The sequence below is a fragment of the Devosia lucknowensis genome (assembly GCF_900177655.1).
Lineage (GTDB): Bacteria > Pseudomonadota > Alphaproteobacteria > Rhizobiales > Devosiaceae > Devosia > Devosia lucknowensis.
In genome coordinates this window covers 1,030,140-1,053,362 of sequence record NZ_FXWK01000001.1, presented here as the reverse complement: position 1 = coordinate 1,053,362, position 23,223 = coordinate 1,030,140, and the positions used below count along the sequence as shown (strand labels likewise).

The window sequence follows — 23,223 nt, the reverse complement described above, 5'->3', positions numbered from 1 at the left end:
TGCCCCGCCCAGCACCGTGCCGTCCTCGGGCTCGACCTGGAGACCATAGCCGGCGCATGCGAGATTGCCAGTGGCCCTCGGGTCAAGCCCGAGGGCAGCGCCGCGAGGGGAACTGGCCCCCTTCGAAAACGGCTTGGCTTCAGACCAGCCGGCTCTGTTCCATTGCTGCGGAAATGAAGCTCGTGAACAGCGGATGCGGCTCGAAGGGCTTGGACTTGAGTTCGGGGTGGAACTGCACGCCGATGAACCACGGGTGATCGGTGCGCTCGACGATTTCGGGCAGCGTGCCATCGGGCGAGACGCCGGAAAACAGCAGGCCGTTCTTTTCGAGGACCTTGCGATAGTCCATGTTCACTTCGTAGCGGTGACGATGGCGCTCGGAAATGCGGGTGGAGCCATAGATGTCGGCGACGCGCGAACCGCGGGTCAGCTGGGCGGGATAGGCGCCGAGGCGCAGCGTGCCGCCGAGATCGCCATCGCTGGCGCGGCTTTCCTTCTCGTTGCCCTTCACCCACTCGGTCATCATGCCCACCACGGCTTCCTTGGTGGGGCCGAACTCGGTGGACGAGGCTGCCTTGATGCCGGCCGTGTTGCGCGCGGCTTCGATGCAGGCCATCTGCATGCCGAAGCAGATGCCGAAATAGGGTACGTCCTTGACGCGGGCGAAGCGCGCCGCCTCGATCTTGCCGGCCGAACCGCGCTCGCCGAAGCCGCCGGGCACGAGGATGCCGTGGACGTGTTCGAGATAGGGAGCGGGATCGTCGCGCTCGAAAACTTCCGAGTCGATCCACTGCAGGTTGACCTTGACCTTGTTGGCGATGCCACCGTGGGTCAAGGCTTCAGAGAGCGACTTATAGGCGTCCTTGAGGCCGGTATACTTGCCCACGATGGCGATGTTCACTTCGCCTTCGGGGTTGTGGTAGCGGTTCGAGACGTCTTCCCAGGCCGACATGTCCGGCTCTGGCGCATCGGCAATACCGAGCGCGGCGAGAATTTCGCGGTCGAGGCCTTCCTTGTGGTAGGCCATGGGGACGTCATAAATCGAGCCGACGTCGAGGCCCTGGATAACGGCGCTTTCGCGGACGTTGCAGAAGAGGCTGAGCTTCTTCTTCTCGCCTTCCGGAATCGGACGATCGCAGCGCACGAGCAGCACGTCGGGCGCGATGCCGATGGAGCGCAGCTCTTTCACCGAGTGCTGGGTCGGCTTGGTTTTCAGTTCGCCGGCCGAGGGAATGTAGGGCATCAGCGTCAAGTGCAAATAGGCGGCGTGGTTGCGCGGCAGTTCGTTGCCGAGCTGACGGATGGCCTCGAAGAACGGCAGGCCTTCGATATCGCCCACGGTGCCGCCGATCTCGACGAGCACGAAGTCGTAGTCCTCGTTGCCGTCGAGGACGAACTGCTTGATCGAGTCGGTGACGTGCGGAATGACCTGGACGGTGGCGCCCAGGAATTCACCGCGACGCTCCTTGGCCAGGAGATCGGAATAGATGCGACCCGAAGTGATGTTGTCGCGCTTGTTGGCGGCACGACCGGTGAAGCGCTCGTAGTGCCCGAGATCGAGGTCAGTCTCGGCACCGTCATCGGTGACGAAGACCTCGCCGTGCTGGGTGGGCGACATCGTGCCCGGATCGATGTTGAGATAGGGGTCGAGCTTGCGCAGGCGGACCTTATAGCCGCGTGCCTGCAGCACGGCGCCAAGCGCCGCCGAAGCAAGACCTTTGCCAAGGGAGGAAACCACGCCTCCGGTGATGAATACGTACCGAGCCATGGGCGATCACCATAAGCATATCGTTGTCGATTCGCAGAGCGGGATCGCCGCTCTACACAAAAAGAAGAAGGGGATGTTTCCATCCCCTTTTCACAGTCGCCTTGCGGCGGATCAGTTGCCCGCAGGCGCCGCGGGCGTTTGTTCGTTCGTCGGAGCCGCAGCAGCTCCGGCGTCGGTACCGGTCGCTGCCGGGGTTTCGGCAGCCGGCGCGGTCGTCGTCGAAGTGCCGGCAGCGGGCGTTTCGGCAGCAGGAGCCTGGGGGACCGGCAGGTCGTTGGCCGGGACGGTGGTAGCCGGCGTGCCGGTGGCAGGCGTCGTCGTGGTGTCGGCCGGCAGGGGCAGGTCCGACGTTTCGTTGGCGCCAAGCGCGTTCAGCGCATCAAGAACCGTGGTCGGCGCTTCTCCGTCCTGAGCCGAACGGGCGCTATCGAGAATGCTCGAGGTGCCGCGATCGAGTTCGTTGATGATGGTGAGGCCGATGGCCAGCGCGAAGAACAGGGTGGCCAGGATGGCCGTGGTGCGCGTGAGCAGATTGGCAGAACCACGCGCGGTCATCAGACCGCCGCCACCGCCGCCGCCAATGCCCAGGGCACCCCCTTCGGAGCGCTGAAGCAGGATGACGACAATCAGCGCCAGCACGATCAGCAGGTAGGCGACGAGCAATACGTTGGCCATGAATCTCTTGTCTTCGCGTCAGTTCCGGACGTGCCGAAAGGCCTCGCCCGGTTTGGAAAGGATGCGGGGTCATACACAACCCCAACGGCAAATACCAGCGGGTCGGGGCGAATTTCGCCGCGACCGGGCACGCGCCGCTCGAACTATACGGCGGAGATAATCGTATAGAAGTCCTTTGCCAAGAGGCTGGCACCACCCACCAGTCCGCCATTGACGTTGTCCACGCCCAGAATCTCGCGGGCATTCTGGGGCTTGAGTGAACCGCCATAGAGAATGCGGATCGTCTCGCCCCGTTCGCCGAAGCGGTCGGCAAGGCGAGCGCGGATGGCATTGTGCATCTGACTGATTTCATCGAGCGTGGGGGTACGGCCAGTGCCGATGGCCCAGACGGGCTCGTAGGCGACGATGACTTCATGCTGTTCGGCGGCATCGGGGATGGAGGCGGCGAGCTGGCCGGCCACCACGGACTCGGCCTCTCCGGCGTCGCGCTGGGATTCGGTTTCGCCGACGCAGATGATCGGCTTGAGGCCGGATCCGATGGCAGCCTCCGCCTTGGCGCGGACGGTGTCGCTGGTTTCGGCATGGTCATTGCGGCGCTCGGAATGGCCGACGATGACATATTGGGCACCGGCATCGGCCAGCATGCCGGCGGAAATGTCGCCAGTATGAGCGCCCGAAGCGTTGGCATGGCAATCCTGCCCGCCTGCGATGATGCCGCTCGAGGCGCCCTGAGCCGCGACGGCGGCCAGCAAAGTGGCGGGTGGACAAACGACGACAAGGGCCCGCGGCGCTTCACCGGTGGTCAGGAGGCGCGCCAGTTCACTCAGCTCGTCGAGCGAGTGCGTAAGGCCGTTCATCTTCCAGTTTCCTGCGATCAGCGGTGACATGGTCGTCAATCTTGCTACTCCTGCCTCTTGCGCCGAGGAGGGGTTTGCCCTAACCCCGGCTGTCGTATTTGTCTTACTAGTCTGCCCTCGCCTTCTCGGTAAAGGGTCGGACCCGAAACTGGAACGCTTCAGATGCTTGATGGTTTGCGTGGCTTTGCAAAATCCTGGCCGGGAAAGATCATGGGGGCGTTCCTGCTGGTGGGTGTCGCCGGCTTCGGCATCAACAACGTGATCGTCGACCTGGGCAGCAACACCGTTGCGCGCGTCGGTAACGAAGAAATCAATTCCCGCGAATTCCTGCGCGCCTACCAGAGCCAGGCCGGCGCCATCGCCCAGCAGATGGGCTCAATGCCGACCGCAAGCCAGGCCGAAGCAATGGGCATTCCGACCGCCGTGCTGCTGGCGCTTTCGGAAGGCGCCGCGCTCGATACGCTGGCCGACCAGTTCAACCTCGGCGTCTCCGAGGCCAAGCTGGCGCAGATGCTGCGGCAGGATCCCTCGTTTGGAGGCACCCTCGGCACGTTCGACGCGTCGCGTTTCACCCAGGTGCTGCAGAGCGCGGGATGGACCGAGGCGGAATATTTTGCAGCGCGCGCCAAGGAAGCGCGCCGGGACCAGCTGGTCCAGTCGCTGTTTGCCAAGACTAACATGCCGGCCGTGGCATCGTCTCTCATCAGCGACTATGCGACGGCTGCCCGGACCATCGACTACATCACGCTCAGCGCCACCAGTATCGAAGCGCCGGCAGCGCCCACCGAGGAAGAACTGGCCGCGTATCTCGCCGAGCATCAGGCCGAGTTCCGCACTGTGGAAACACGCCAGGTCAAGCTGCTCGACCTCTCCCTTGCCTCGCTCGCCGCGACCAAGACCGTGAGCGAAGACGAGATCGTCGCCGAATACGAAGCCCGCAAGGAATCGCTGACGACGCCCGAGCGCCGGACCATCGAGCAGGTTGCATTGGGCACTCCCGAACTGGTGAGCCAGTTCGAGACCGGCCTGGCTGATGGCACGGACTTCGGCACGCTGATCGCCGAGGCCGGGCTAACGCCATCCACCATCGGCACCCTGGCGCAGTCGGAGGTCACCGACTCGACCCTCGCATCGACCGCTTTCGGCCTCGAGGAAGACGGGTATGCCGTGATCGACGGCGTCGGCGGCAAGCGCGCCATCCATATCGTCGAAATCGAGCCTGCCCGCGAGCCGACCCTCGAGGAGGCGCGCGCCGATATCGTACAGCGCCTGGGCCAGGCGCAGGCACGCACCGAAATCAATGACGTGCTGGACCAGATCGAAGAGCTGCGCGCGGCATTCCAGCCGATCGAACAGATCGCCGAGCGGTTTGGCCTGCCAGTCTACGACGCCGCAGTCACTGCCGGCGGCAGCGAATTGTCGGTGTTGCCGAACCTAGCGGCAGAAGATTATTCGCGCGTGGCGCAGGCCATCTTCGCTGCCTCGCAGGATCGCCTGATCCCTGCGATTCCACTGGCCGGCAACGCCCATGTCTGGTTCGACCTGGAAGAGATTGCACCGGCCCGCGACCAGACCCTCGACGAAGTTCGCGACGAAGTCGAAGCGGCCCTGATCGAGGAGCGCACCAATGATGCGCTGCTCGCCAAGAGCGAAGAAATCGTCGGCCGACTGGACGCAGGCGAGGCGCTGGCCGACATCGGCTTCGAGATCAATGCCCTGCCCCAGATCAGTTCACCCTTTACCCGTTTCGGCTCGGATGATGGCCTTGTCGACGCGACCCTGGCTGCCGCCGTGTTCGCCGGTGGCCCAGACCATGCCGGACACGCCGTGACAGAGGCGGGCGATGTGGTGGTCTTCCAGGTGGTCGATGCGGCAGCAACCGCCACCCCGCTCGAACAGACGGCAATCGACAACCTCAATGCCGACACCAGGGCCGGTCTGCGCTCCGAATTTGTTTCGGCGGTGCGCGACGATGCAGGGCTCAGGATCAACCAGCAGGCTCTCAACCAGCTGCTCGTCAACAATTTCGGCCAATAACGGCCGGGCGTAACCACGGAACCAGACCAAATGGACGACGACTTTTCCAAGACCTTTACCGCGCAATATGATGCCGGAAAGTCTGGACTCGTCTGGCGTCGCATCGTGGCGGACCTGGAAACGCCTGTCGGCACCTATCTCAAGCTGGCTGCGGGACGCTCGCACACCTTCCTGCTCGAAAGCGTACAGGACGGCACGACCCGGGGCCGCTACTCCATGATCGGCCTTTTGCCGGACCTGATCCTCAAGATCGAGGACGGCAAGGCATCGATCAACCGGACGGCCCAGACCGCGCCAGACGCCTTCTCGCCGCTCGATGACAAGCCGCTTGAAGCCCTGCGCAACCTGGTGGCGGAAAGCCGGATCGACATGCCTGCGGGCCTGCCACCGCAGTCGGCCGGTATCTATGGCTATCTCGGCTACGAGATGGTCCGCTACATGGAAGTGTTGCCCAACGGCAATCCGGATGACCTTCAGACCCCGGAAGCGGTGCTGATGCGCCCGTCGCTGCTGGCCGTGTTCGACACCGTCAAGGACGAACTTTACCTCACGGCGCCAGTGTATGTGCGGGAGGGCGTGACTGCAGCGCAGGCGCTGGCGGCCGCGGAAAGCCGTATCGATGACGCGATCGCGCGGCTGTCACGAGCCATGCCGGCGACCACTCCCCTGCCCGACCTGGGCTCGATCGCGGTGACCAGCAACACCTCGAAGGACGAGTACTTCGACATGGTGGCGCAGGCCAAGGAGTACATCACTGCCGGCGACATTTTCCAGGTGGTGCTCAGCCAGCGCTTCTCGGCCGATTTCACCTTGCCACCCACAGCGCTCTACCGGGCGCTGCGCCGCACCAATCCAAGCCCCTACATGTATTTCTTCGACTTCGGTGGCTTCGCGGTCGCCGGATCGAGCCCGGAAATCCTGGTGCGGGTGCAGAATGGCGAAGTGACGATCCGCCCGATCGCCGGGACGCGCAAGCGCGGCGCGACGCCTGCGCGCGACAAGGAACTGGCCGACGAACTGCTGAGCGACCCCAAGGAGCTCAGCGAACACCTGATGCTGCTCGACCTCGGGCGCAACGATGTGGGTCGCGTGGCCAAGACCGGCACGGTCAAGGTGACCGACAAGTTCTTCCTCGAATACTATTCCCACGTCATGCACATCGTTTCCAACGTCGTGGGCGTACTCGATCCGCAACATGACTTCGTGGACGCGCTTTCGGCAGGCTTTCCCGCGGGCACCGTTTCGGGCGCACCGAAAGTTCGCGCCATGGAAATCATCGACGAGCTCGAAAAATCGAGACGCGGTATCTATGGCGGCTGCGTGGGTTATTTCGGTGCCGACGGGGCCATGGATACCTGCATCGTCCTGCGGACCGGGATCATCAAGGACGGCAAGCTGTTCGTGCAGTCCGGCGCCGGCATCGTCGCCGACAGCAGGCCTGAACTGGAGCAGCTCGAATGCGAGAACAAGGCGCGCGCCCTTTTCAGCGCGGCCGAGGAAGCGCTACGCTATGCCGGGGAAGCGGGAGTTGGGCAGTGATGGGTTCGGCCGTTTCGACATTGTCGTCCTCCATCGTGATTGCCCGGCTTGTCCGGGCAATCCACGGGATTTTGCCACATCGCCTGGACCACCGGGACAAGCCCGGTGGTGACTATTGGGAGAGGTCTGCACTTCGATGGCGAGGCTGGTTCTGAGACTGGGGTTCCCGCCTTCGCGGGAATGACCCGGTGATTGGAAACAGCCTTCTGAGGACAAAGAGAATGACCAAGACCCTCGTCATCGATAATTACGACAGCTTCACCTACAATCTCGTGCATTTCCTCGGGGAACTGGGCGCCGATATCATCGTGAAGCGTAACGACAAGATTACGCTTGAAGAAATTGCTGCCATGGCGCCCGAGGCGATCGTGCTGTCGCCGGGGCCCTGCACGCCAAACGAGGCCGGCATCTGCCTTGCGGTGATCGACCGCTTCAAGACCACCATTCCAATGCTTGGCGTGTGCCTGGGCCACCAGGCCATGGGCCAGGCGCTGGGTGGCGAGGTGGTGCGCGCCCCGAGCCTGTTCCACGGCAAGACCAGCACGATCAATCATAACGGCAAAGGCATTTTCCGCGGGCTCAATGCGGGCTTCGAAGCGACGCGCTACCACTCGCTGATCGTCAAGGCCAACACCCTGCCCGACGTGCTGGAAGTGACCGCCACCACCGACGATGGCCTGATCATGGGGATGCAGCACAAGACGCTGCCGATCCATGGTGTGCAGTTCCACCCCGAGAGCATCGCCTCGGAAAACGGACACGCCCTGCTGCAGAATTTCCTCAACATTGCCCGCGACTTCAACGGAAAGAAGGCCGCGTGATGGACATCAAGCAGGCACTCAACAAGATCGCCGACGGCAAGGACCTGACCGGCGAGGAAATGCGCAGCGTGATGCGCATCATCATGGCGGGGGAAGCAACCGCGTCGCAGATCGGCGCCTTCCTGATGGGCATGCGCATCAAGGGCGAAACGGTGGGCGAAATCGCCGCCGCGGTCTCTATTCTGCGCGAGCAGATGGTGCCGGTAGCGGCGCCCGAAAATGCCATCGACATCGTCGGCACGGGCGGCGACGGGGTGGGCAGCCTCAACATTTCCACGGCGACCGCGATCCTCGTGGCGGCAGCAGGCGTGCCGGTGGCCAAGCATGGCAACAAGGCGCTGTCGTCGCGGTCGGGTTCGTCGCAGGCACTCGAGGCACTCGGGGTGCGGTTGGACCTGACGCCCGAGCAGATCGGCAAGACCATTGCAGAGGCCAATATCGGCTTCATGTTCGCGCCGCACCATCATCCGGCCATGCGCCATGTGGGCCCGGCCCGCGCCGAAATGGGCGTGCGGACGCTGTTCAACCTGCTCGGGCCGCAGTCCAACCCGGCCGGCGTGCGGCGCTACCTGCTCGGCGTCTACTCGCAGCAATGGGTGGAGCCGGTGGCAGCGGCACTGCTCGCCAACCGGGCGGTCAAGGCCTGGGTGGTTCATTCGAGCGAAGGGCTCGACGAGCTGTCCACATCCGGGCCGAACTTCGTCGCGCAGATCGTCGATGGCGACCTGCGCAGCTTCGAATTGCACCCTGAGCAGGTGGGCCTGGACCTCACCGACCCCAAGGACCTGCTCGGGGGCGAACCGGCGGAGAATGCGGCGGCGATCGTGGCGCTGTTCGACGGAGCGTCCGGAGCCTACCGCGATACCGTGCTGCTCAATGCCGGCGCGGCCCTGCTGGTGGCCGACAAGGTGGGTACAATCGAAGACGGGATCGCCATGGCCCGCGACACACTGGAAAGCGGCAAGGCCAAGGCGACACTGGCCCGCCTTGTCGCAGTATCGAACGGACACGGCTGATGACCGATATTCTCAAGCAGATCGAAGCCTACAAGCGCGAGGAAATCGCCGCTGCCAAGAGCATGCGCCCGTGGGCCGAGGTCGTTGCCGAAGCGCATGACCAGCCGCCGCCGCGCGGGTTTCTCAAGGCCATCAAGGACCAGCGGGCGCGGGGCGAATATGCTCTTATCGCCGAGGTGAAGAAGGCCAGTCCCTCCAAGGGGCTGATCCGCGAAGATTTCAATCCGGCGGAGATCGCGCGCGCCTACGAGATCGGCGGGGCGACCTGTCTTTCGGTGCTCACCGACAGGCCCAGTTTCCAGGGATCGCCGAGCTACATGATCGAGGCCCGCGCCGCCACGCGGCTGCCGGTTCTGCGCAAGGATTTCCTGTTCGAGACCTACCAGGTGGCGGAAGCCAGGTCCTGGGGGGCGGATTGCATCCTCGTCATCCTTTCAGCGGTGGGAGACGACGTGGCCCGCTATCTGCTCGATGCAGCCCAGGAATGGGGCATGGATGCGTTGGTGGAAGTGCACGATCAGCTCGAGCTCGATCGGGCGCTGGCCCTGGATGTCAAGTTCATCGGCGTCAACAACCGCAACCTGCGCACCTTCGAGACCACGCTCGAGACCACGGTGAACCTTGCGATCGGCCTGCCCCCGGATGTGGTGCTGGTGAGCGAGAGCGGGATCTTCACCCATGAGCATGTGCGGATGCTTGACGAGCGCTGCAATGTGGGCTCGTTCCTGGTCGGCGAGAGCCTGATGCGCCAGGACGACGTGACCGCGGCGACCCGGACCCTGCTCACGGGGATGCCGGAGGCGGTCCGCTGATGAGCGGGCGCCTCACCCATCTCAACGACAAGGGCGAGGCCCATATCGTCGATATCGGTGACAAGTCGGTTACGCGGCGACGGGCCGTGGCGCAGGCCCGGATCAGCGGAGAAGCCGCGACCATTGCGGCGATCCTGGGGGGTGCGCTCAAAAAAGGCGACGCGCTTGCGGTGGCGCGAGTCGCCGGCATCATGGCCGCCAAGAAGACCAGCGAGTTCATTCCGCTGTGCCATACGATTGCGCTGACCAAGGTGAGTGTCGACATCGTTGGCGATGGCGAGACTGCTATCCTGGTGTTGGCGGCGGCCGAGACGACCGGGCAGACGGGCGTCGAAATGGAAGCGCTGGTGGCAGCGTCCACCGCGGCGCTGACGCTCTACGACATGGCCAAGGCGATGGACCGCGCGATGGTGGTTTCCGACATCTGCCTGGTGGAAAAATCGGGCGGGAAATCCGGCGACTTCAGGCGCGACGCATGAGCCTGCTCCCGGTCGAAGCCGCACTCGAAGCCATTCTTTCCCATATTCCGCCCGTCGTGATCGAGCACGTGCCGCTGAAGGAAGCGGTCGGGAGGGTGCTTGCGCAGGACCTCGTGGCCAGCCACGACCAGCCTCCGTTCGACGCCAGTGCCATGGACGGCTATGCAGTGCGGGCCACCGACGTATGCGACGATGCCGTGCTCAAGGTGATCGGGACGTCGCAGGCGGGCTCGGGTTACAGTGGCACGGTGGGCCCCGGGGAGGCGGTGCGCATCTTCACGGGCGCGCCAGTGCCTCGTGGCGCCGATACCGTCATCATGCAGGAAGAGGCGGTGCGCGACGGCGATCGGGTCCGGTTCACAGCCCCTGCCCGGCCGGGTCACAGTGTCCGCCTGAAAGGGAACGATTTTGCCGTCGGCCAGGTACTGGTGGCGGCGGGCACACGGCTGACGCCGATGCAGATCGCAGTGGCGGCGGCTGCGAATGCGGCCTCGCTGGCCGTCGCGCGGCGGCCGCGGATCGCGCTCCTCGCGACGGGCGACGAACTGGTGCTGCCCGGCAACCGGCTCGAGCCGGACCAGATCGTCGCATCGAACAGTTTCGGTCTTGCTGCGATGCTGCAGCCCTATGCCGAACGCATTGTGGATCACGGCATCGCCTCGGACGACCGCGTCGTCCTGCGGTCACGCCTCGAGGCAGCATTCGCGGATGCGCCCGATATCCTCATCACTACCGGCGGCGCCTCGGTGGGCGAGCATGACCTGGTGCAGGACGTGCTCAAGGACCTGGGCGTTTCGCTGGATTTCTGGCGCATCAACATGCGGCCGGGCAAGCCGCTGATGTTCGGCACGCGCGACAAGACGCTGGTATTCGGCCTCCCCGGCAATCCGGTTTCGGCCATGGTGACAGCGACAGCGTTCATCAAGCCGGCATTGCGCGCGTGGCTCGGTCACTCGGCCGCGGCGGACTGGAGGTTGCCCCTCGCCTCGCCCACGCCTGCCAACACCGCCCGACGCCATTTCATGCGCGCGCGGCTGGTGCAGTCCCCGTTCGGGCCCGCCGCAGAGCCGATCGCGCAGACCGATAGCGGCCATACATCGTCCCTCGCGGCCGCGGACCTCCTCATCGTGCAGCCGGAGCATGATCCGGGCCAGCCCACAGGCGCTGTCGTCGCCGCCATTCCGATCGACGCCTTCTGAACTCCGTCGGGACCGCGCGCCAGTTTGTCGGCTCCCAAAAAAATCCTCCGCCACCGCGGGCATTGCAGAACATAAATGGAACATGTATTGTCGTTCCGTCTATGTTCCGATTCTGGGGTCAACGGGCCAATGCTCACACGCAAACAACATGAGTTGCTGATGTTCATCCATGAACGGATGAAGGAAAGCGGCATTCCCCCGAGCTTCGACGAGATGAAGGACGCGCTGGACCTGGCGTCGAAGTCCGGCATCCACCGCCTTATCACCGCGCTGGAGGAGCGCGGCTTCATCCGCCGCCTGCCGAACCGCGCGCGGGCCCTCGAAGTGGTGAAGCTGCCGGATTCGATGAACCCGTCGCTGGGTGGCCGCAAGGCGCGGTTCGAGCCTTCGGTGATCGAGGGGAGCCTGGGCAAGGTCAGCGCAACTCCGGTACGCGGCATCGCCACGGAAGAATATGCGCGGCCGGTGTCTATTCCCGTCATGGGCCGTATTGCCGCTGGCACGCCGATCTCGGCGATCGAACAGCATACGCATACGATCCAGGTGCCGCCCGAAATGCTGGGGGCGGGCGATCACTATGCGCTCGAAGTGCGAGGTGACTCGATGATCGAAGCCGGCATTTTCGATGGCGATACTGTCGTCATCAAGAAGCAGGAAACAGCCGGCACCGGCGAGATTGTCGTAGCGCTCGTCGATGATGAGGAAGCAACGCTGAAGCGACTTCGCCGCAAGGGCGATACCGTGGCGCTCGAGGCGGCAAATCCGGCATATGAGACGCGGATCTTCCCCCCTGACCGCGTGAAGGTGCAGGGCCGGCTGGTTGGGCTTCTCAGGAAGTACTGATATCTCGGCGGCACGCGGACGATCCTCATGTCGGAGGACGTGGCAAGTTCGCGCCTTGGCGGGACGAGCAGGTATCCGGGCTGACGCTGGCGTCGCCCGGATGGTGTGAAGCGGTAAATCGGGGCCGTTCGTGTCCCGACTTGCGTCATTGCCGGGCTTGTCCCGGCAATCCCCATTCACCGCGGCATAGAGCACCGGGACACGTCCAGTGGTGGCGATGAGGGACAGTTCAGTCTCTGAACGAGTTCACCCCGCGGATTCCCAAGCGATCTCGCGATATGGATCCCACGCTTGCTTGTGGCGCTGACTGTCGCGGGTGCATGGCATGGACTACCGACTTACGTATGGCGGTGGCGATGTGGGACCGTTCTAGATCGGTGCGAGTTCACCCCGTGGGTTCCAAGCGACCTCGCGGTATGGCTTGCGCCGGGAGCCGTGTCCGGTCAGGGCCACCGAGTGAACTTGCGAGGAGCAGCGTTCAATCTGGAAGCGTGCTGCGGGCTTTCAGGTAAACGCCGACGGCGCTCAGCGCGAAGGCGAATGCCCGTCCGCAAGGCGACAGTCGGCATGGCCGAAAAGAAGCAGGTTCCGCGATGTGTCACGAGAGACGTGGTCGGTGAGTTTGGCGTCGGATCTGGCAACGAAGCGGCAGGCTGCTTGAAGCTGGAACGGCTTGGGGTCTGCGTTTTGCGCCGCCGCAACTTCGTGTCCTGGCCTTTTCGGGCGTATCGTGGTCATCGCCATTGAGGACGATGTTGCCGGTGGTGTTGGTGCCGTCGCCGATGGTGATCGTGGCAGTCGCGGCATTGGTACCCGCGTCAGCAAGATCCCCGAAGCCCGTGGTGGTCGCATCGAACGTGCCGCCACTGGTTCCATCGTCATAAACCCAGCCGCCCGCAAAGTTGATTTCAGAATTCGGGCCAGTCGAGGTGGACTGAAGTTTGATCTCGGTGCCGTTGTCGGTCAGCGAGAAGCTTGTGGCGTCGAACCCGACTGCCACGATTGCAGCCTGCATGGCCGCGCGGAATTCACCGATGGTGTCGAGATCGCCGTCATTGCTGGTGGATGCGGCATCGGCAATCGTCTTGTTCATGATGACCTGCCTGGTCGAGCCGTCAATGGTGAGATTGAAGGTGATGCTGTCGCCAGGCGATTTTTTTTGGGGTCAGCCGCGGTTGTTTCTCTGAGACATGCGCGAGACATGCCCAATGGTGACGTCAGCAGAATGCGCGGAACCGTAGTGCGATTGACCGATTGCTGCCTTGCGACAGCATCTTTGGAACCACCGGCCTGAGTGGGAGGACGCTCTACTTTCGGGGCACTAAAGCGTGTCTCAGGAACGCTCGCTTGGTTGCGGCATTCATCCATCATGGAGGAACGCGCAATGACTTCTGGTCCGCTCAGGCTCGGGTTTCCGGTCAAGGTGCTCGGCAATCCGGCCCTCAAGAGCAACGACGCCAGACGCGCGCAGTCTAACCCGCATCTGCGGGTATCGCTCGGATACCTCGCCGAAATATTCGACTATCTGGCCAAGCACGAGATCGGCATGTACCGGATGTCGTCGGACCTGGCACCCTACGCGACCCACCCCGACATGCCGCAATTCCACTCGATGGTGAACGATTGCGCTGCCGACCTCGCCGCCTTGGGGCTGAGGGCGCGGGAGCAGGGATTGCGGCTCTCGTTCCACCCGAGCCAGTTCATCGTGCTCAACAGCCCCGACCCGGAACTGGTGCGCAAAAGCGTGTGGGATCTCACCAGCCAGGCCGAGATGCTGGACCTGATGGAACTGGGCCCCGAGGCAGTGCTGGTGGTTCACGTCGGCGGGGTCTACGACGACAGGATCGCAGCCCGCCAGCGCTGGATCGAAACCTGGCCGACCCTGCCCGAGCCGGTGCGGCGGCGGCTGGTGCTGGAAAATGACGACCTGCGGTTTTCCTGTGCGGACGTGCTGCATATTCATGAAGCGACGGGCGTTCGACTGATTTTCGATCACCAGCATTTCTGGTGTCTCAATCAAGAGGGGCTGGATTTGCGCGAGACGCTGGAGCGCATGCTCCGCACCTGGCCAGGCGACACGCGGCCCAAGATCCACTTTTCGTCACCCCGAACCGAATTACGGCAGCTGAGCCGCAAGAACCGCAAGACCGGCAAGACGGAAATCGTCAACATCGCGCCGGTCTGGACCGGGCATGCAGATTTCGTGCAGCCCTTCGAATTCATCGCCTTCATGCGGATCGCGCAGGGGCTGGAATTCGATGTGATGGTCGAAGCGAAAGCAAAGGACCTGGCGCTGATCCGGCTGCGGCCGGACTTGGTACGGTACGCGCCGGATGTCGCGGCGCGCTTCGGGCTTTTTGATGCCCAGCAGGATGCGCTGGATGGCGAGGAGGCCTCATTGCTTGTAGCAGGCGGGGAGTAGGTTGGGCGAGGTCAAATTCACTGTGATGACCGAGCATGGGCTCCCGCATATGCCGGAGTGACACCGGTGTGTGTGATAGAACCGCGTTCAATCTCAGCGGTCACCCAAGTGAAAACGCCGCCGGGGTGGCCGGCGGCGTTTTGTCATTGCGTGTTGAGCTTAGTGGTTGTCGCGCGGCAGGCCTTCGGTCTGGGCGATGCGCTGGTATTTCTGGGCGGGCTTGAGGATGGCACCATCGCCCAACTGGCCAACGAGCGAGCGCTGAATTTCCTGCCACGGGGTCTGGTGCTTGGGGAATTTATAGCCCCCTTCGGCTTCCAGCGCGGCGCGGCGGGTGGCGATCTCCTCGTCGGAAATCAGGATATCAGCCTCACCCTTGGTGAGATCGATCCGCACCTTGTCGCCGGTCCTGAGAATGGCAAGATTGCCGCCCGCAGCCGCCTCGGGGGACGCGTTGAGGATGGAGGGTGAACCCGACGTGCCCGACTGGCGTCCATCGCCGATACAGGCAAGCGAGGAAACGCCCTTCTTGATGAGGTAGGCCGGGGGCCGCATGTTCACGACCTCGGCAGCGCCGGGATAGCCGATCGGGCCGGCGCCACGCATGAAGAGCAGCGTATGCTCGTCGATCTCGAGTGACGGATCGTCGATGCGATGGTGGTAATCCTCGGGACCGTCGAAGACCACGGCCTTGCCCTCGAACATGCCGGGATGAGCCGGGTCGCTGAGATAGCGTTCGCGGAATTCCTGGCTGATCACGCTGGTCTTCATGATGGCGTTGTCGAAGAGGTTGCCGCGCAGCACGAGGAAACCAGCTTCGGCCTTGAGCGGATTGTCGAAGCGACGAATGACCTTGTCGTCTTCGATGACCGTGGAGCGGCAGTTTTCGCCGATGGTCTTGCCGTTCACCGTCGGCGCGTTCTCGTGGATTAGACCCTGGGTCATCAGTTCGTTGACGACAGCGGGCACGCCACCGGCGTGATAGTAATCCTCGCCCAGGTACTCACCGGCGGGCTGGAGATTGACCAGCAGCGGAACCCTGAGGCCATGCTCCTGCCACTCGTCGATTTCAAGGTCGACGCCAATATGCTTGGCAATGGCGTTGATATGGATCGGCGCGTTGGTCGAGCCGCCAATGGCCGAATTGACCACGATGGCGTTGAGGAAGTTTTCCTTGGTCAGGATGTCGGAGGGTTTCAGGTCCTCGTGCACCATTTCCACGGCGCGCTTGCCGGTGCGATAGGCCATTTCCTGGCGATCGCGATAGGGCGCGGGAATGGCGGCAGAGCCCGGAAGCTGCATGCCGAGAGCCTCGGCCAACGAGTTCATGGTGGAGGCCGTGCCCATCGTGTTGCAGTAGCCGGTCGAGGGTGCAGAAGACGCCACCAGCTCGATGAACTTGGGGTAGTCGATTTCGCCGGCGGCGAGGAGCTGACGGGCCTTCCAGACGATGGTGCCCGACCCGGTGCGCTCACCCTTGTGCCAGCCATTCAGCATCGGGCCGACCGACAATGCGATCGCCGGGATGTTGACGGTGGCAGCGCCCATGAGCATGGCGGGGGTGGTCTTGTCGCAGCCGATCGTCAGCACGACGCCATCGAGCGGGTAGCCGTACAGAACCTCGACAAGGCCGAGATAGGCGAGATTGCGATCAAGGCCAGCGGTAGGGCGCTTGCCGGTTTCCTGGATCGGGTGAACCGGGAATTCTATGGCGATGCCACCGGCTTCGCGAATCCCTTCGCGCACGCGCTCGGCCAGAACCATGTGGTGGCGGTTGCATGGGCTGAGGTCGGAGCCGGTCTGCGCGATGCCGATGATCGGCTTGCCGGACTGCAGTTCTTCGCGCGAGACGCCGAAATTCATATAGCGCTCGAGGTAAAGCGCGGTCATATCCGGATTGTCAGGATTGTCGAACCACGCGCGCGAGCGGAGCTTGCGGCCGCCGTTGGCGCCATTGTCTGCAGTCATTTGCCTGTTCCTTGGTTATCCGCCAGGTTGCGGATCGAGGGCCTTGGTGGCGCTGTTCTAGCATGTCGAGGCCCAGTGTGAATGGGTCCGGAGCAAAAAATCATACAAATAGTGGACCCGTCTCGTCTATAATCGGCAAATCTGTCTCAGGCGGTGGTCGAACTTACCCCGGGACGGGTTCACCGCGGGGGTTTGCGGTAATCGAAACACCGTGGAATCGGGCTGGCCACGCGCGTGGCCGGGCATTACGGTCGCGCCCAAAATCGACCTGGTGGAAATGAGGACTGCATTGACTGAGACGATTTCATGGATCGCGGTGGACTGGGGAACCTCCAACCTTCGCTCCTGGGGCATCGATGCCGGAGGCGAGGTCGTGTCGACGGCGTCGTCCGACCAGGGGATGGGAAAACTTGCGCGCGAGCAGTTTCCGGCTGCATTGCAGGCCGTCCTGGCACAGCTGGCTCCACCGTCGACCGTTACCGACATTGTGGTCTGCGGCATGGCCGGCGCCCGCCAGGGCTGGCTGGAGGCCCCCTATCTCGACGCGCCGACGGATCTCAGCGACCTCGGCCGCGGTGCCGTGCACCCCGAGGTTCCCGGTACCGAGTTCCGCGTGTCGATATTGCCCGGCGTCTGCCAGCGCGAAGGCGGCGAGAACGTCATGCGTGGCGAGGAAACCCAACTCCTGGGGCTCGCCAGCGTGACGCCTGGATATGAGGGGCTGGTCTGCATGCCCGGCACGCATTCCAAATGGGCGCAGCTCGAGGGAACGCGGATCACGACATTCTCGACGGCCATGACCGGGGAAATGTTCGAGCTGCTGAAAACGCATTCCGTGCTGCGACATTCGCTGGTCGGCGAGCTCGAGGGGCCGGAACGGGAAACCGGTTTCCAGGCAGGTGCACGCGCCGGTCTCGATCATCCGGAGGCGTTGCTGGGCCAACTGTTCCGCGTACGCGCCTCGGCCTTGTTGTCGGGCCGGACGCCGGACTGGTGCGCCGGCTTTCTTTCCGGGCTGCTGATCGGCACCGAAATCGCGGCCAACCGGAGCCAGATCGGGACCGACCCCGTGCCACTGATCGGTTCTGCCGGGCTTTGCGCCCTTTACGCCCGCGTGCTGGCCATGGCCGGCGCAACGGGCCGCGTCGTCGATTCCACCGAAGTCGTCCTTGCCGGCCTCAAAGCCGCACGGGCATCGATCGCTTGAGGTTCATCGTGTCCCATCGTCACATCATCGCCATCCTGCGCGGCATCACCCCGCCTGAAGCCGTGCCGGTCTGCACCGCACTCGTGGACGCAGGCATCACGCTGATCGAGGTGCCCCTCAATTCGCCCAATGCGGTAGACAGCATTGGCCGGGCCGCGGCCGCGCTGTCCGACCGGGCCGAGATCGGCGCCGGAACCGTGCTCACTCCCGAGGATGCTCGCGCCGTTGCCGCCGCAGGTGGGACGTTCATCGTTTCGCCCGACACCAATCCCGAGGTCATCGCGGAAACCGTGCGACTGGGGCTCAAGTCCTATCCGGGCGTATTCTCGCCGACGGACGCCTTTGCCGCCATTCGCGCGGGCGCGACCGGACTGAAGTTCTTTCCGGCAGAAGTGCTGGGATCAAAAGGCATCAAGGCGATGAAGGCGGTGCTGCCGCCCAGCCTGCCCGTCTATGCGGTGGGCGGCGCCAACCCTGACAATTTCCACGAATACTTCGCCGTAGGCTGCACCGGCTTCGGGCTCGGCACCTACATTTTCAAGCCGGGCATGAGCGTCGACGACGTCGCCGAACGCGCACGCCTCGCCGTGGAATCATACGATCGTGGAGCCTCCAAGTGAGCGAAACAGCAAAACTTCTCGTCGACAGCCAATGCGCGTTGGGCGAAGGCCCGTTCTGGCACCCCGGCCGGCAGCAACTGTTCTGGTTCGACATCAATAACCAGAAGCTGTTCGCTGCGACTGCTGATGGCGACATCCAGAATGAGTGGGCGTTCGACGAAATCGTGGCGGCTGCCGCGATCGTCGACGACGAAACGCTGGCGCTGGCGACGGAAACCGGCCTCAAGCGGTTCGACCTGCGCACCGGCAGCACCAGTGACATCATCGATATCGAGCGCGACGTTCCAACCAATCGGACCAATGACAGCCGCGTGCATCCCTCGGGCGCGTTCTGGATCGGCACAATGGTCAAGGACGAGGGCCCCAAGGACGGCGCTGTCTACCATTACCGCAGCGGGGTTCTCACCAAGATCATCGGTAACGCCGCGATTCCCAATGCCACCTGTTTTTCGCCTGATGGTCGCATCGCCTACTGGACCGATACGCCGGACCAAAAATTCCTCAAATGCGCCGTCGACCCCGAGACCGGCATGCCCATTGGGGAGTGGGAGGTGTTTGCCGATGTGGCTGAGCATCCCGGATATCCCGATGGCGCGGTCGTCGACAGCGAGGGCTACCTCTGGAATGCCCGGTGGGGCGGCAGCTGCGTAATCCGTTATGCGCCCGATGGCACGATCGATCGCATGATCGACGTCCCCGTGAGCCAGGTGACCTGCCCTGCCTTCGGCGGCAAGGACCTCAAGCGCCTGTTCCTCACGACGGCAAACAAGACGATGTCGCCCGAGCAACTGGCTGCCGAAAAGGTGGCGGGTGGCGTGTTCTACATCGACCTCGACATTGCCGGCCTTCCCGAAGCGAAAATCAAGCTCTGAGCCTTCCCATGATCAGTCCCACCCTCGGCGTCTGCTACTATCCCGAACACTGGCCCGAGGACTGGTGGGAGACCGATGCGCGGCGCATGGCCGAGGTGGGTATTCGCTACGTGCGCATTGGTGAATTCGCCTGGTCGCGGCTGGAGCCTTCGCCCGGCGATCTCCGGCTCGACTGGATGATCCGCGCCATGGATGTGTTGGGGCGGCACGGGCTGAAGGTGATCGTCGGGACCCCGACGGCAACGCCTCCGCGCTGGATGATCGACAAGCATCCGGACATGCTGGCAGTGGACAAGACCGGCCGGCGCAAGGGATTCGGTTCGCGGCGCCATTACGATTTCTCGCATCTGGGCTATCGCGAGGACTGCGCGCGGATCACGCGCATTCTTGCAGAGGCCCTGTCGAGCCACCCTGCCCTGGCCGGCTGGCAAACGGACAACGAATATGGCTGCCACGGCACGACCTATTCCTATTCTCCGGCCGCGCTTGATGGGTTCCGACTGTGGCTGGAGCGAAAGTACGGCTCGATCGACGCGCTCAACGTCGCCTGGGGAAATGTGTTCTGGTCGATGGAGTACAACCGGTTCGACCAGATCGAGCTGCCCAATCTGCTCGTGACCGACGCGGCACCGGCGCATGAGCTGGATTTCCGGCGCTATTCCTCGGACCAGGTCGCCGATTTCAACGCGGTGCAGTATGAGATCCTCAAATCGGCACGGCCAGACCTGCCGGTGATCCACAATTTCATGAGCCGCTACAGCGAATTCGACCACTTCAAGCTGGGCGAAACGCTCGATATCGGGAGCTGGGACTCCTATCCCATTGGGCATCTGGCCAAGAGCGACGAGACGGCGGAGCACAAGGCGCTCTACCTGCGTCAGGGCGATCCCGACAATGCCGCGTTTCACCACGACCTTTATCGCACGGTCGGGCACGGCCGCATGTGGATCATGGAGCAGCAACCTGGACCGGTGAACTGGGCAGATTCCAATCCGGACCCTCTGCCGGGAATGGCGCGGCTGTGGGCCTGGGAAGCGTTTGCGCACGGCGCAGAGGTCGTCTCGTATTTCCGCTGGCGGCAGGCCCCGTTCGGGCAGGAGCAGATGCATGCCGGGTTGCTTCGGCCGGACAGCGAGCCCGCGCCTGCCTATGACGAGGCACGTCAGGTGGCCGATGAACTCAAGACGCTTACGTTTGACGGCGCCATCGCCAGGGGCAAGGTCGCGGTCGTCTTCGACTATGAAAGTGAATGGGCATGGGAGATCCAGCCACAGGCCAAAGGCTTCAGGCATGGCGATCACGTGCGCGGCGTCTATGCGGCATTCCGCAAGCATGGGCTCGATGTGGACGTGCTACCACCGACCATGTCGAGTTTCGAGGGCTACGACATCGTGGCTATCCCCGCACTCCTGGCGTGGACAGATGCCTTGCGAGAGGCCGTGGCCAATTTCGACGGCTATCTGCTGATCGGGCCACGTTCGGGCTCGAAGACCGCGAACTTCGCCATTCCCGACCGCCTGGGGCCGGATCTGGGCGCAAACCTGCTCGACACCAAGGTCGCGCGGGTCGACAGCCTGCCGGAGGGCATTCGGGTGTCGGTAAAGGGCGGCGGGTCGACGCATATCTGGCGCGAGAAGATCGTGGGCAATGCCGAAGTCGTCATGGAAGACGAAGAGGGCGAACCGGTGCTGGTTTCGCAGGGAAAACTCTTTTACCTCACCGCGAGCGGCGACAAGGCGCTGGTCCAGCGGGTCGCCGACTACCTGATCGCCGAGGCGGATACGCCCGTTCTGCAGTTGCCGGCGGGCGTGCGTTGCCGTACGCGTGGACGGTTCCGGGTCTACGTCAACTATGGCGCCCGCGCGCAGACGCTGACGCCGTCGGCCGACGAGGCGGGTTATGTCCTGGGCAGCGCCGAGATCGAAGCGGCAGGGGTCAGCGTGGCTGCACTCGCCAAGGCCGATTGAGAGTCTCGATCGCAGGGCGGATGGCAAAGCTGCCCTGCCCCGGTCGCCAATAGAGAACGTGGACGCCGCCCGACTGCAACTGCGCCTGGCCGATGACCTGGCCATTGCCAGTGCAATAGGCGGGCGGAACGATGCGGGCGATCAGGAGGTCGTGCCGACCGCAATCTTCCGCAAAGGCAGATGCATTGGTGGCGACCGCAATGGTGTAGTCAGGCGTCGTGACGATACAGCCCACACCATCGCAATGCCCGCCGGAATGGGTGGCGGCGATGGGCGTCTGAAAATGATCGCTCCAGACATCGACGGCGAAACTGCCAGTCCGCCCGGTCGCCAGACCCATGCCGCCACCGTCGCGTACTGCAATGGCCTGCGTCGTATCGGCGATGATGACATCCGGCCTCGGCAGGAAGCCAAAAATCAGGATCAACACGGAGGCGGCGGCTGGCAGGGCAAAGCGCCATCGATCCTCGAGAAAAGCGAACCAGGCCAGCGCCCCGAGCGCGACAACGAGCGTCCATCCGGCAAGCAACGGGTTACCGGTCCAGCCCTGGCTCCAGCCAGCCACGAGCGCGGCAACATCCACCATGCGGTCGATACCCCAGCCCATGGCGAGGATGAAGGGCGCGTCTATTCCCAGGGGCATGACCAGCACCGAGAGCACGCCGAATGGCATGATGACCAGGCTTACAAAGGGTAGAGCGAGAACGTTGCCAATGACGCCGAGCGGCGCGGTCTGTTGGAAATGATAGGCCGAGAACAACAGCGTTGCGAGACCGGCGACGAAACTGGTCCACGCGGTGACGATGACGACATTGCTCAGGCGTCGAAGAAAACCGGACGTGCCGACGGCCTGAGGCCGGGGTAGTTCGAAAATGCCGATCAGTCCGACGACGGCTGCAAAGGAGAGCTGGAAGCTCGGCCGAAACACACTGGCCGGATCGATGAGCACGATCACGATCGCGGCGATCGCGACATTGCGCATGGTCAATGCCTGGCGGCCGGCGAGGACCGCGCCGAAGATCAGCGCCAGCATGAGGGTGGAGCGGAAGGCAGGCACATTGTCGATGCCACCGGCCAACAGCAGGTAGAGGAATGCGGCAAGGATACCCGCGAGCGCCGCGATTTTCTTGACCGGCCAGCCCACTGAAGCGGGGACCGAAGCAAGGACGAGCCGCAACAGCCAGAAGATGCCGCCCGCGACAATCGAGAGGTGCAATCCAGAGATGGAGTAGATGTGGGCGAGGCCCGCTGCCGCCATCAGGTCACGGGTCTCGTCGCTGATGCCGCTCTGATCGCCAACCACCATTGCCTTGGCGATTGCAGCGGTATCGCCGGCGAGAACCGTGGCCAGGCGGTTCCCGATGCGGTTGCGCAGTGTCTGGATCGCGTGAGCAACACTGAAGCCTTCAGCACGCTGCAGCCGCTCCAGATCACCCGTGACCGACCCATAGGCGCCGATGCCCGAAAAATAGGAATGAAACTGCCCATCATGAGCACCCGGCAGCACGGGTCCGGGTATGGGCGCAAGGCGAAGTGCGCCCTTGATCGTATCGCCCGGCTCCAGCGCTATGTCTGGCGGAAGCAAAATCCGCGCACGCCTGATGGGTACGGGCCGTGCATCCTGCTGCGGCGCCAGACGCGAAACGATGACCCGCTGGGCGCCAGCGTCGCCCGGCAGAACTTCGTCGACCACGGCCTCGTAGGTCCCAAAGGCTGGAAAGACCAGCATTGGCGTTCCGAAGGCCAGTCCGTGAAGCGGCAGAAGGCAGAAGCCGAGCCACACGCATGCCAGTTGCACGGACCATCGCAGTGCGGTCAGAGACCCGAGCCACAGCGCAGCGAGCAAGGCCATAGCCGCGAGCAGCGAGGCAAATCCGTACAGCAGGCGCGACGGTTCGCCCGGCAGGATGGCGTAAAGGACGAGCCCGGCAATGAGACTGAATGGCAAAAGCACGAAGAGCCGACGATGCTCGATGGACCGGCTCACCGCGCTGGATATCGCCAGGACGATGCGATCCCACGGAGCGCGCGGTATCGCGCTCTGGCTGTGCAATCGATGCCAGAACCTCAACAGGCCCGATGTCCCCTGTCGCCCCGCCTCCATGCGCCCTGCCCTTGCGC

The 23,223-nt window shown here is 63.7% G+C and carries 19 protein-coding genes; 13 read left to right on the top strand and 6 right to left on the bottom strand.

The window, feature by feature from the left end; all coding sequences use genetic code 11:
• Window positions 1–139: 139 nt before the first annotated feature.
• From CCK88_RS04955 to tpiA, 3 genes are all read right to left on the bottom strand, one after another.
• Window positions 140–1,768 (bottom strand): CTP synthase, encoded by a 1,629-nt coding sequence (locus tag CCK88_RS04955; protein ID WP_086469391.1) that lies wholly within the window; start codon window positions 1,766–1,768, stop codon window positions 140–142.
• Between the two features lie 111 nt (window positions 1,769–1,879).
• On the bottom strand, window positions 1,880–2,443 hold the full coding sequence (gene secG / locus CCK88_RS04950) for a preprotein translocase subunit SecG (protein WP_086469390.1): 564 nt from the start codon (window positions 2,441–2,443) through the stop codon (window positions 1,880–1,882).
• Window positions 2,444–2,586: 143 nt separating this feature from the next.
• On the bottom strand, window positions 2,587–3,330 hold the full coding sequence (gene tpiA, locus CCK88_RS04945) for a triose-phosphate isomerase (protein WP_086469389.1): 744 nt from the start codon (window positions 3,328–3,330) through the stop codon (window positions 2,587–2,589).
• 132 nt (window positions 3,331–3,462) lie between these two features.
• Between tpiA and CCK88_RS04940 the strand changes: the two genes are divergently transcribed.
• From CCK88_RS04940 to lexA, 8 genes are all read left to right on the top strand, one after another.
• Complete coding sequence (locus CCK88_RS04940) at window positions 3,463–5,337, top strand: peptidylprolyl isomerase (protein WP_086469388.1); 1,875 nt, start codon at window positions 3,463–3,465, stop codon at window positions 5,335–5,337.
• A 30-nt stretch (window positions 5,338–5,367) separates the two neighbouring features.
• Window positions 5,368–6,876 (top strand): anthranilate synthase component I, encoded by a 1,509-nt coding sequence (gene trpE, locus CCK88_RS04935; RefSeq protein WP_086469387.1) that lies wholly within the window; start codon window positions 5,368–5,370, stop codon window positions 6,874–6,876.
• Between the two features lie 221 nt (window positions 6,877–7,097).
• Complete coding sequence (locus CCK88_RS04930) at window positions 7,098–7,697, top strand: anthranilate synthase component II (protein WP_086469386.1); 600 nt, start codon at window positions 7,098–7,100, stop codon at window positions 7,695–7,697.
• The gene (gene trpD, locus CCK88_RS04925; RefSeq protein ID WP_210189901.1) at window positions 7,694–8,713 is read left to right on the top strand and encodes an anthranilate phosphoribosyltransferase; all 1,020 of its coding nucleotides are present in this window, start codon (window positions 7,694–7,696) and stop codon (window positions 8,711–8,713) included. The genes CCK88_RS04930 and trpD overlap by 4 nt, the downstream gene beginning before the upstream one ends.
• Window positions 8,713–9,525 (top strand): indole-3-glycerol phosphate synthase TrpC, encoded by an 813-nt coding sequence (trpC, locus tag CCK88_RS04920; protein WP_086469384.1) that lies wholly within the window; start codon window positions 8,713–8,715, stop codon window positions 9,523–9,525. Before trpD ends, trpC begins: the two co-directional genes overlap by 1 nt.
• Window positions 9,525–10,004 carry a cyclic pyranopterin monophosphate synthase MoaC gene (gene moaC, locus CCK88_RS04915; protein ID WP_086469383.1) on the top strand — a complete coding sequence of 160 codons (480 nt, stop codon included), beginning with the start codon at window positions 9,525–9,527 and terminating at the stop codon, window positions 10,002–10,004. The genes trpC and moaC overlap by 1 nt, the downstream gene beginning before the upstream one ends.
• Window positions 10,001–11,203, top strand: a complete 1,203-nt coding sequence (locus tag CCK88_RS04910) for a molybdopterin molybdotransferase MoeA (RefSeq protein ID WP_170926357.1) — start codon at window positions 10,001–10,003, stop codon at window positions 11,201–11,203. Before moaC ends, CCK88_RS04910 begins: the two co-directional genes overlap by 4 nt.
• Window positions 11,204–11,332: 129 nt before the next feature.
• A complete protein-coding gene (gene lexA / locus CCK88_RS04905) occupies window positions 11,333–12,046 on the top strand; it encodes a transcriptional repressor LexA (RefSeq protein WP_086469382.1) in 714 nt (237 codons plus the stop codon).
• A 598-nt stretch (window positions 12,047–12,644) separates the two neighbouring features.
• On the opposite strand, the gene CCK88_RS04900 is transcribed toward lexA, so the two are convergent.
• Window positions 12,645–13,139 (bottom strand): hypothetical protein, encoded by a 495-nt coding sequence (locus CCK88_RS04900; protein WP_086469381.1) that lies wholly within the window; start codon window positions 13,137–13,139, stop codon window positions 12,645–12,647.
• A gap of 291 nt (window positions 13,140–13,430) precedes the next feature.
• Between CCK88_RS04900 and uvsE the strand changes: the two genes are divergently transcribed.
• A complete protein-coding gene (uvsE, locus tag CCK88_RS04895) occupies window positions 13,431–14,468 on the top strand; it encodes a UV DNA damage repair endonuclease UvsE (RefSeq protein WP_086470815.1) in 1,038 nt (345 codons plus the stop codon).
• 159 nt (window positions 14,469–14,627) lie between these two features.
• Here the strand turns inward: uvsE and CCK88_RS04890 are convergent, their stop codons facing one another.
• On the bottom strand, window positions 14,628–16,436 hold the full coding sequence (locus CCK88_RS04890; protein ID WP_086469380.1) for an IlvD/Edd family dehydratase: 1,809 nt from the start codon (window positions 16,434–16,436) through the stop codon (window positions 14,628–14,630).
• Between the two features lie 289 nt (window positions 16,437–16,725).
• Between CCK88_RS04890 and CCK88_RS04885 the strand changes: the two genes are divergently transcribed.
• Genes CCK88_RS04885 through CCK88_RS04870 form a run of 4 tightly spaced genes read left to right on the top strand, consistent with a single transcriptional unit; the run spans window position 16,726 to window position 21,102 of the window.
• Window positions 16,726–17,643 (top strand): 2-dehydro-3-deoxygalactonokinase, encoded by a 918-nt coding sequence (locus tag CCK88_RS04885; RefSeq protein WP_170926356.1) that lies wholly within the window; start codon window positions 16,726–16,728, stop codon window positions 17,641–17,643.
• Window positions 17,644–17,651: 8 nt separating this feature from the next.
• A complete protein-coding gene (locus CCK88_RS04880) occupies window positions 17,652–18,263 on the top strand; it encodes a 2-dehydro-3-deoxy-6-phosphogalactonate aldolase (protein WP_086470814.1) in 612 nt (203 codons plus the stop codon).
• Window positions 18,260–19,135, top strand: a complete 876-nt coding sequence (locus CCK88_RS04875; protein WP_170926355.1) for an SMP-30/gluconolactonase/LRE family protein — start codon at window positions 18,260–18,262, stop codon at window positions 19,133–19,135. Before CCK88_RS04880 ends, CCK88_RS04875 begins: the two co-directional genes overlap by 4 nt.
• 8 nt (window positions 19,136–19,143) lie before the next feature.
• Window positions 19,144–21,102 carry a beta-galactosidase gene (locus tag CCK88_RS04870; protein ID WP_086469377.1) on the top strand — a complete coding sequence of 653 codons (1,959 nt, stop codon included), beginning with the start codon at window positions 19,144–19,146 and terminating at the stop codon, window positions 21,100–21,102.
• Here the strand turns inward: CCK88_RS04870 and CCK88_RS04865 are convergent.
• Window positions 21,071–23,155, bottom strand: coding sequence for a ComEC/Rec2 family competence protein (locus tag CCK88_RS04865; protein ID WP_170926354.1), 2,085 nt, complete (start codon window positions 23,153–23,155; stop codon window positions 21,071–21,073). The two genes, CCK88_RS04870 and CCK88_RS04865, sit on opposite strands and share 32 nt — an antisense overlap.
• Window positions 23,156–23,223: the final 68 nt, after the last annotated feature.

Excerpts from the sequence above, each read along its gene's own strand:
- CCK88_RS04955 (WP_086469391.1), bottom strand. The coding sequence starts at position 1,768 with ATGGCTCGGTACGTATTCATCACCGGAGGCGTGGTTTCCTCCCTTGGC.
- secG (WP_086469390.1), bottom strand. The coding sequence starts at position 2,443 with ATGGCCAACGTATTGCTCGTCGCCTACCTGCTGATCGTGCTGGCGCTG.
- tpiA (WP_086469389.1), bottom strand. The coding sequence starts at position 3,330 with ATGTCACCGCTGATCGCAGGAAACTGGAAGATGAACGGCCTTACGCAC.
- CCK88_RS04940 (WP_086469388.1), top strand. The coding sequence starts at position 3,463 with ATGCTTGATGGTTTGCGTGGCTTTGCAAAATCCTGGCCGGGAAAGATC.
- trpE (WP_086469387.1), top strand. The coding sequence starts at position 5,368 with ATGGACGACGACTTTTCCAAGACCTTTACCGCGCAATATGATGCCGGA.
- CCK88_RS04930 (WP_086469386.1), top strand. The coding sequence starts at position 7,098 with ATGACCAAGACCCTCGTCATCGATAATTACGACAGCTTCACCTACAAT.
- trpC (WP_086469384.1), top strand. The coding sequence starts at position 8,713 with ATGACCGATATTCTCAAGCAGATCGAAGCCTACAAGCGCGAGGAAATC.
- moaC (WP_086469383.1), top strand. The coding sequence starts at position 9,525 with ATGAGCGGGCGCCTCACCCATCTCAACGACAAGGGCGAGGCCCATATC.
- CCK88_RS04910 (WP_170926357.1), top strand. The coding sequence starts at position 10,001 with ATGAGCCTGCTCCCGGTCGAAGCCGCACTCGAAGCCATTCTTTCCCAT.
- lexA (WP_086469382.1), top strand. The coding sequence starts at position 11,333 with ATGCTCACACGCAAACAACATGAGTTGCTGATGTTCATCCATGAACGG.
- CCK88_RS04900 (WP_086469381.1), bottom strand. The coding sequence starts at position 13,139 with ATGAACAAGACGATTGCCGATGCCGCATCCACCAGCAATGACGGCGAT.
- uvsE (WP_086470815.1), top strand. The coding sequence starts at position 13,431 with ATGACTTCTGGTCCGCTCAGGCTCGGGTTTCCGGTCAAGGTGCTCGGC.
- CCK88_RS04890 (WP_086469380.1), bottom strand. The coding sequence starts at position 16,436 with ATGACTGCAGACAATGGCGCCAACGGCGGCCGCAAGCTCCGCTCGCGC.
- CCK88_RS04870 (WP_086469377.1), top strand. The coding sequence starts at position 19,144 with ATGATCAGTCCCACCCTCGGCGTCTGCTACTATCCCGAACACTGGCCC.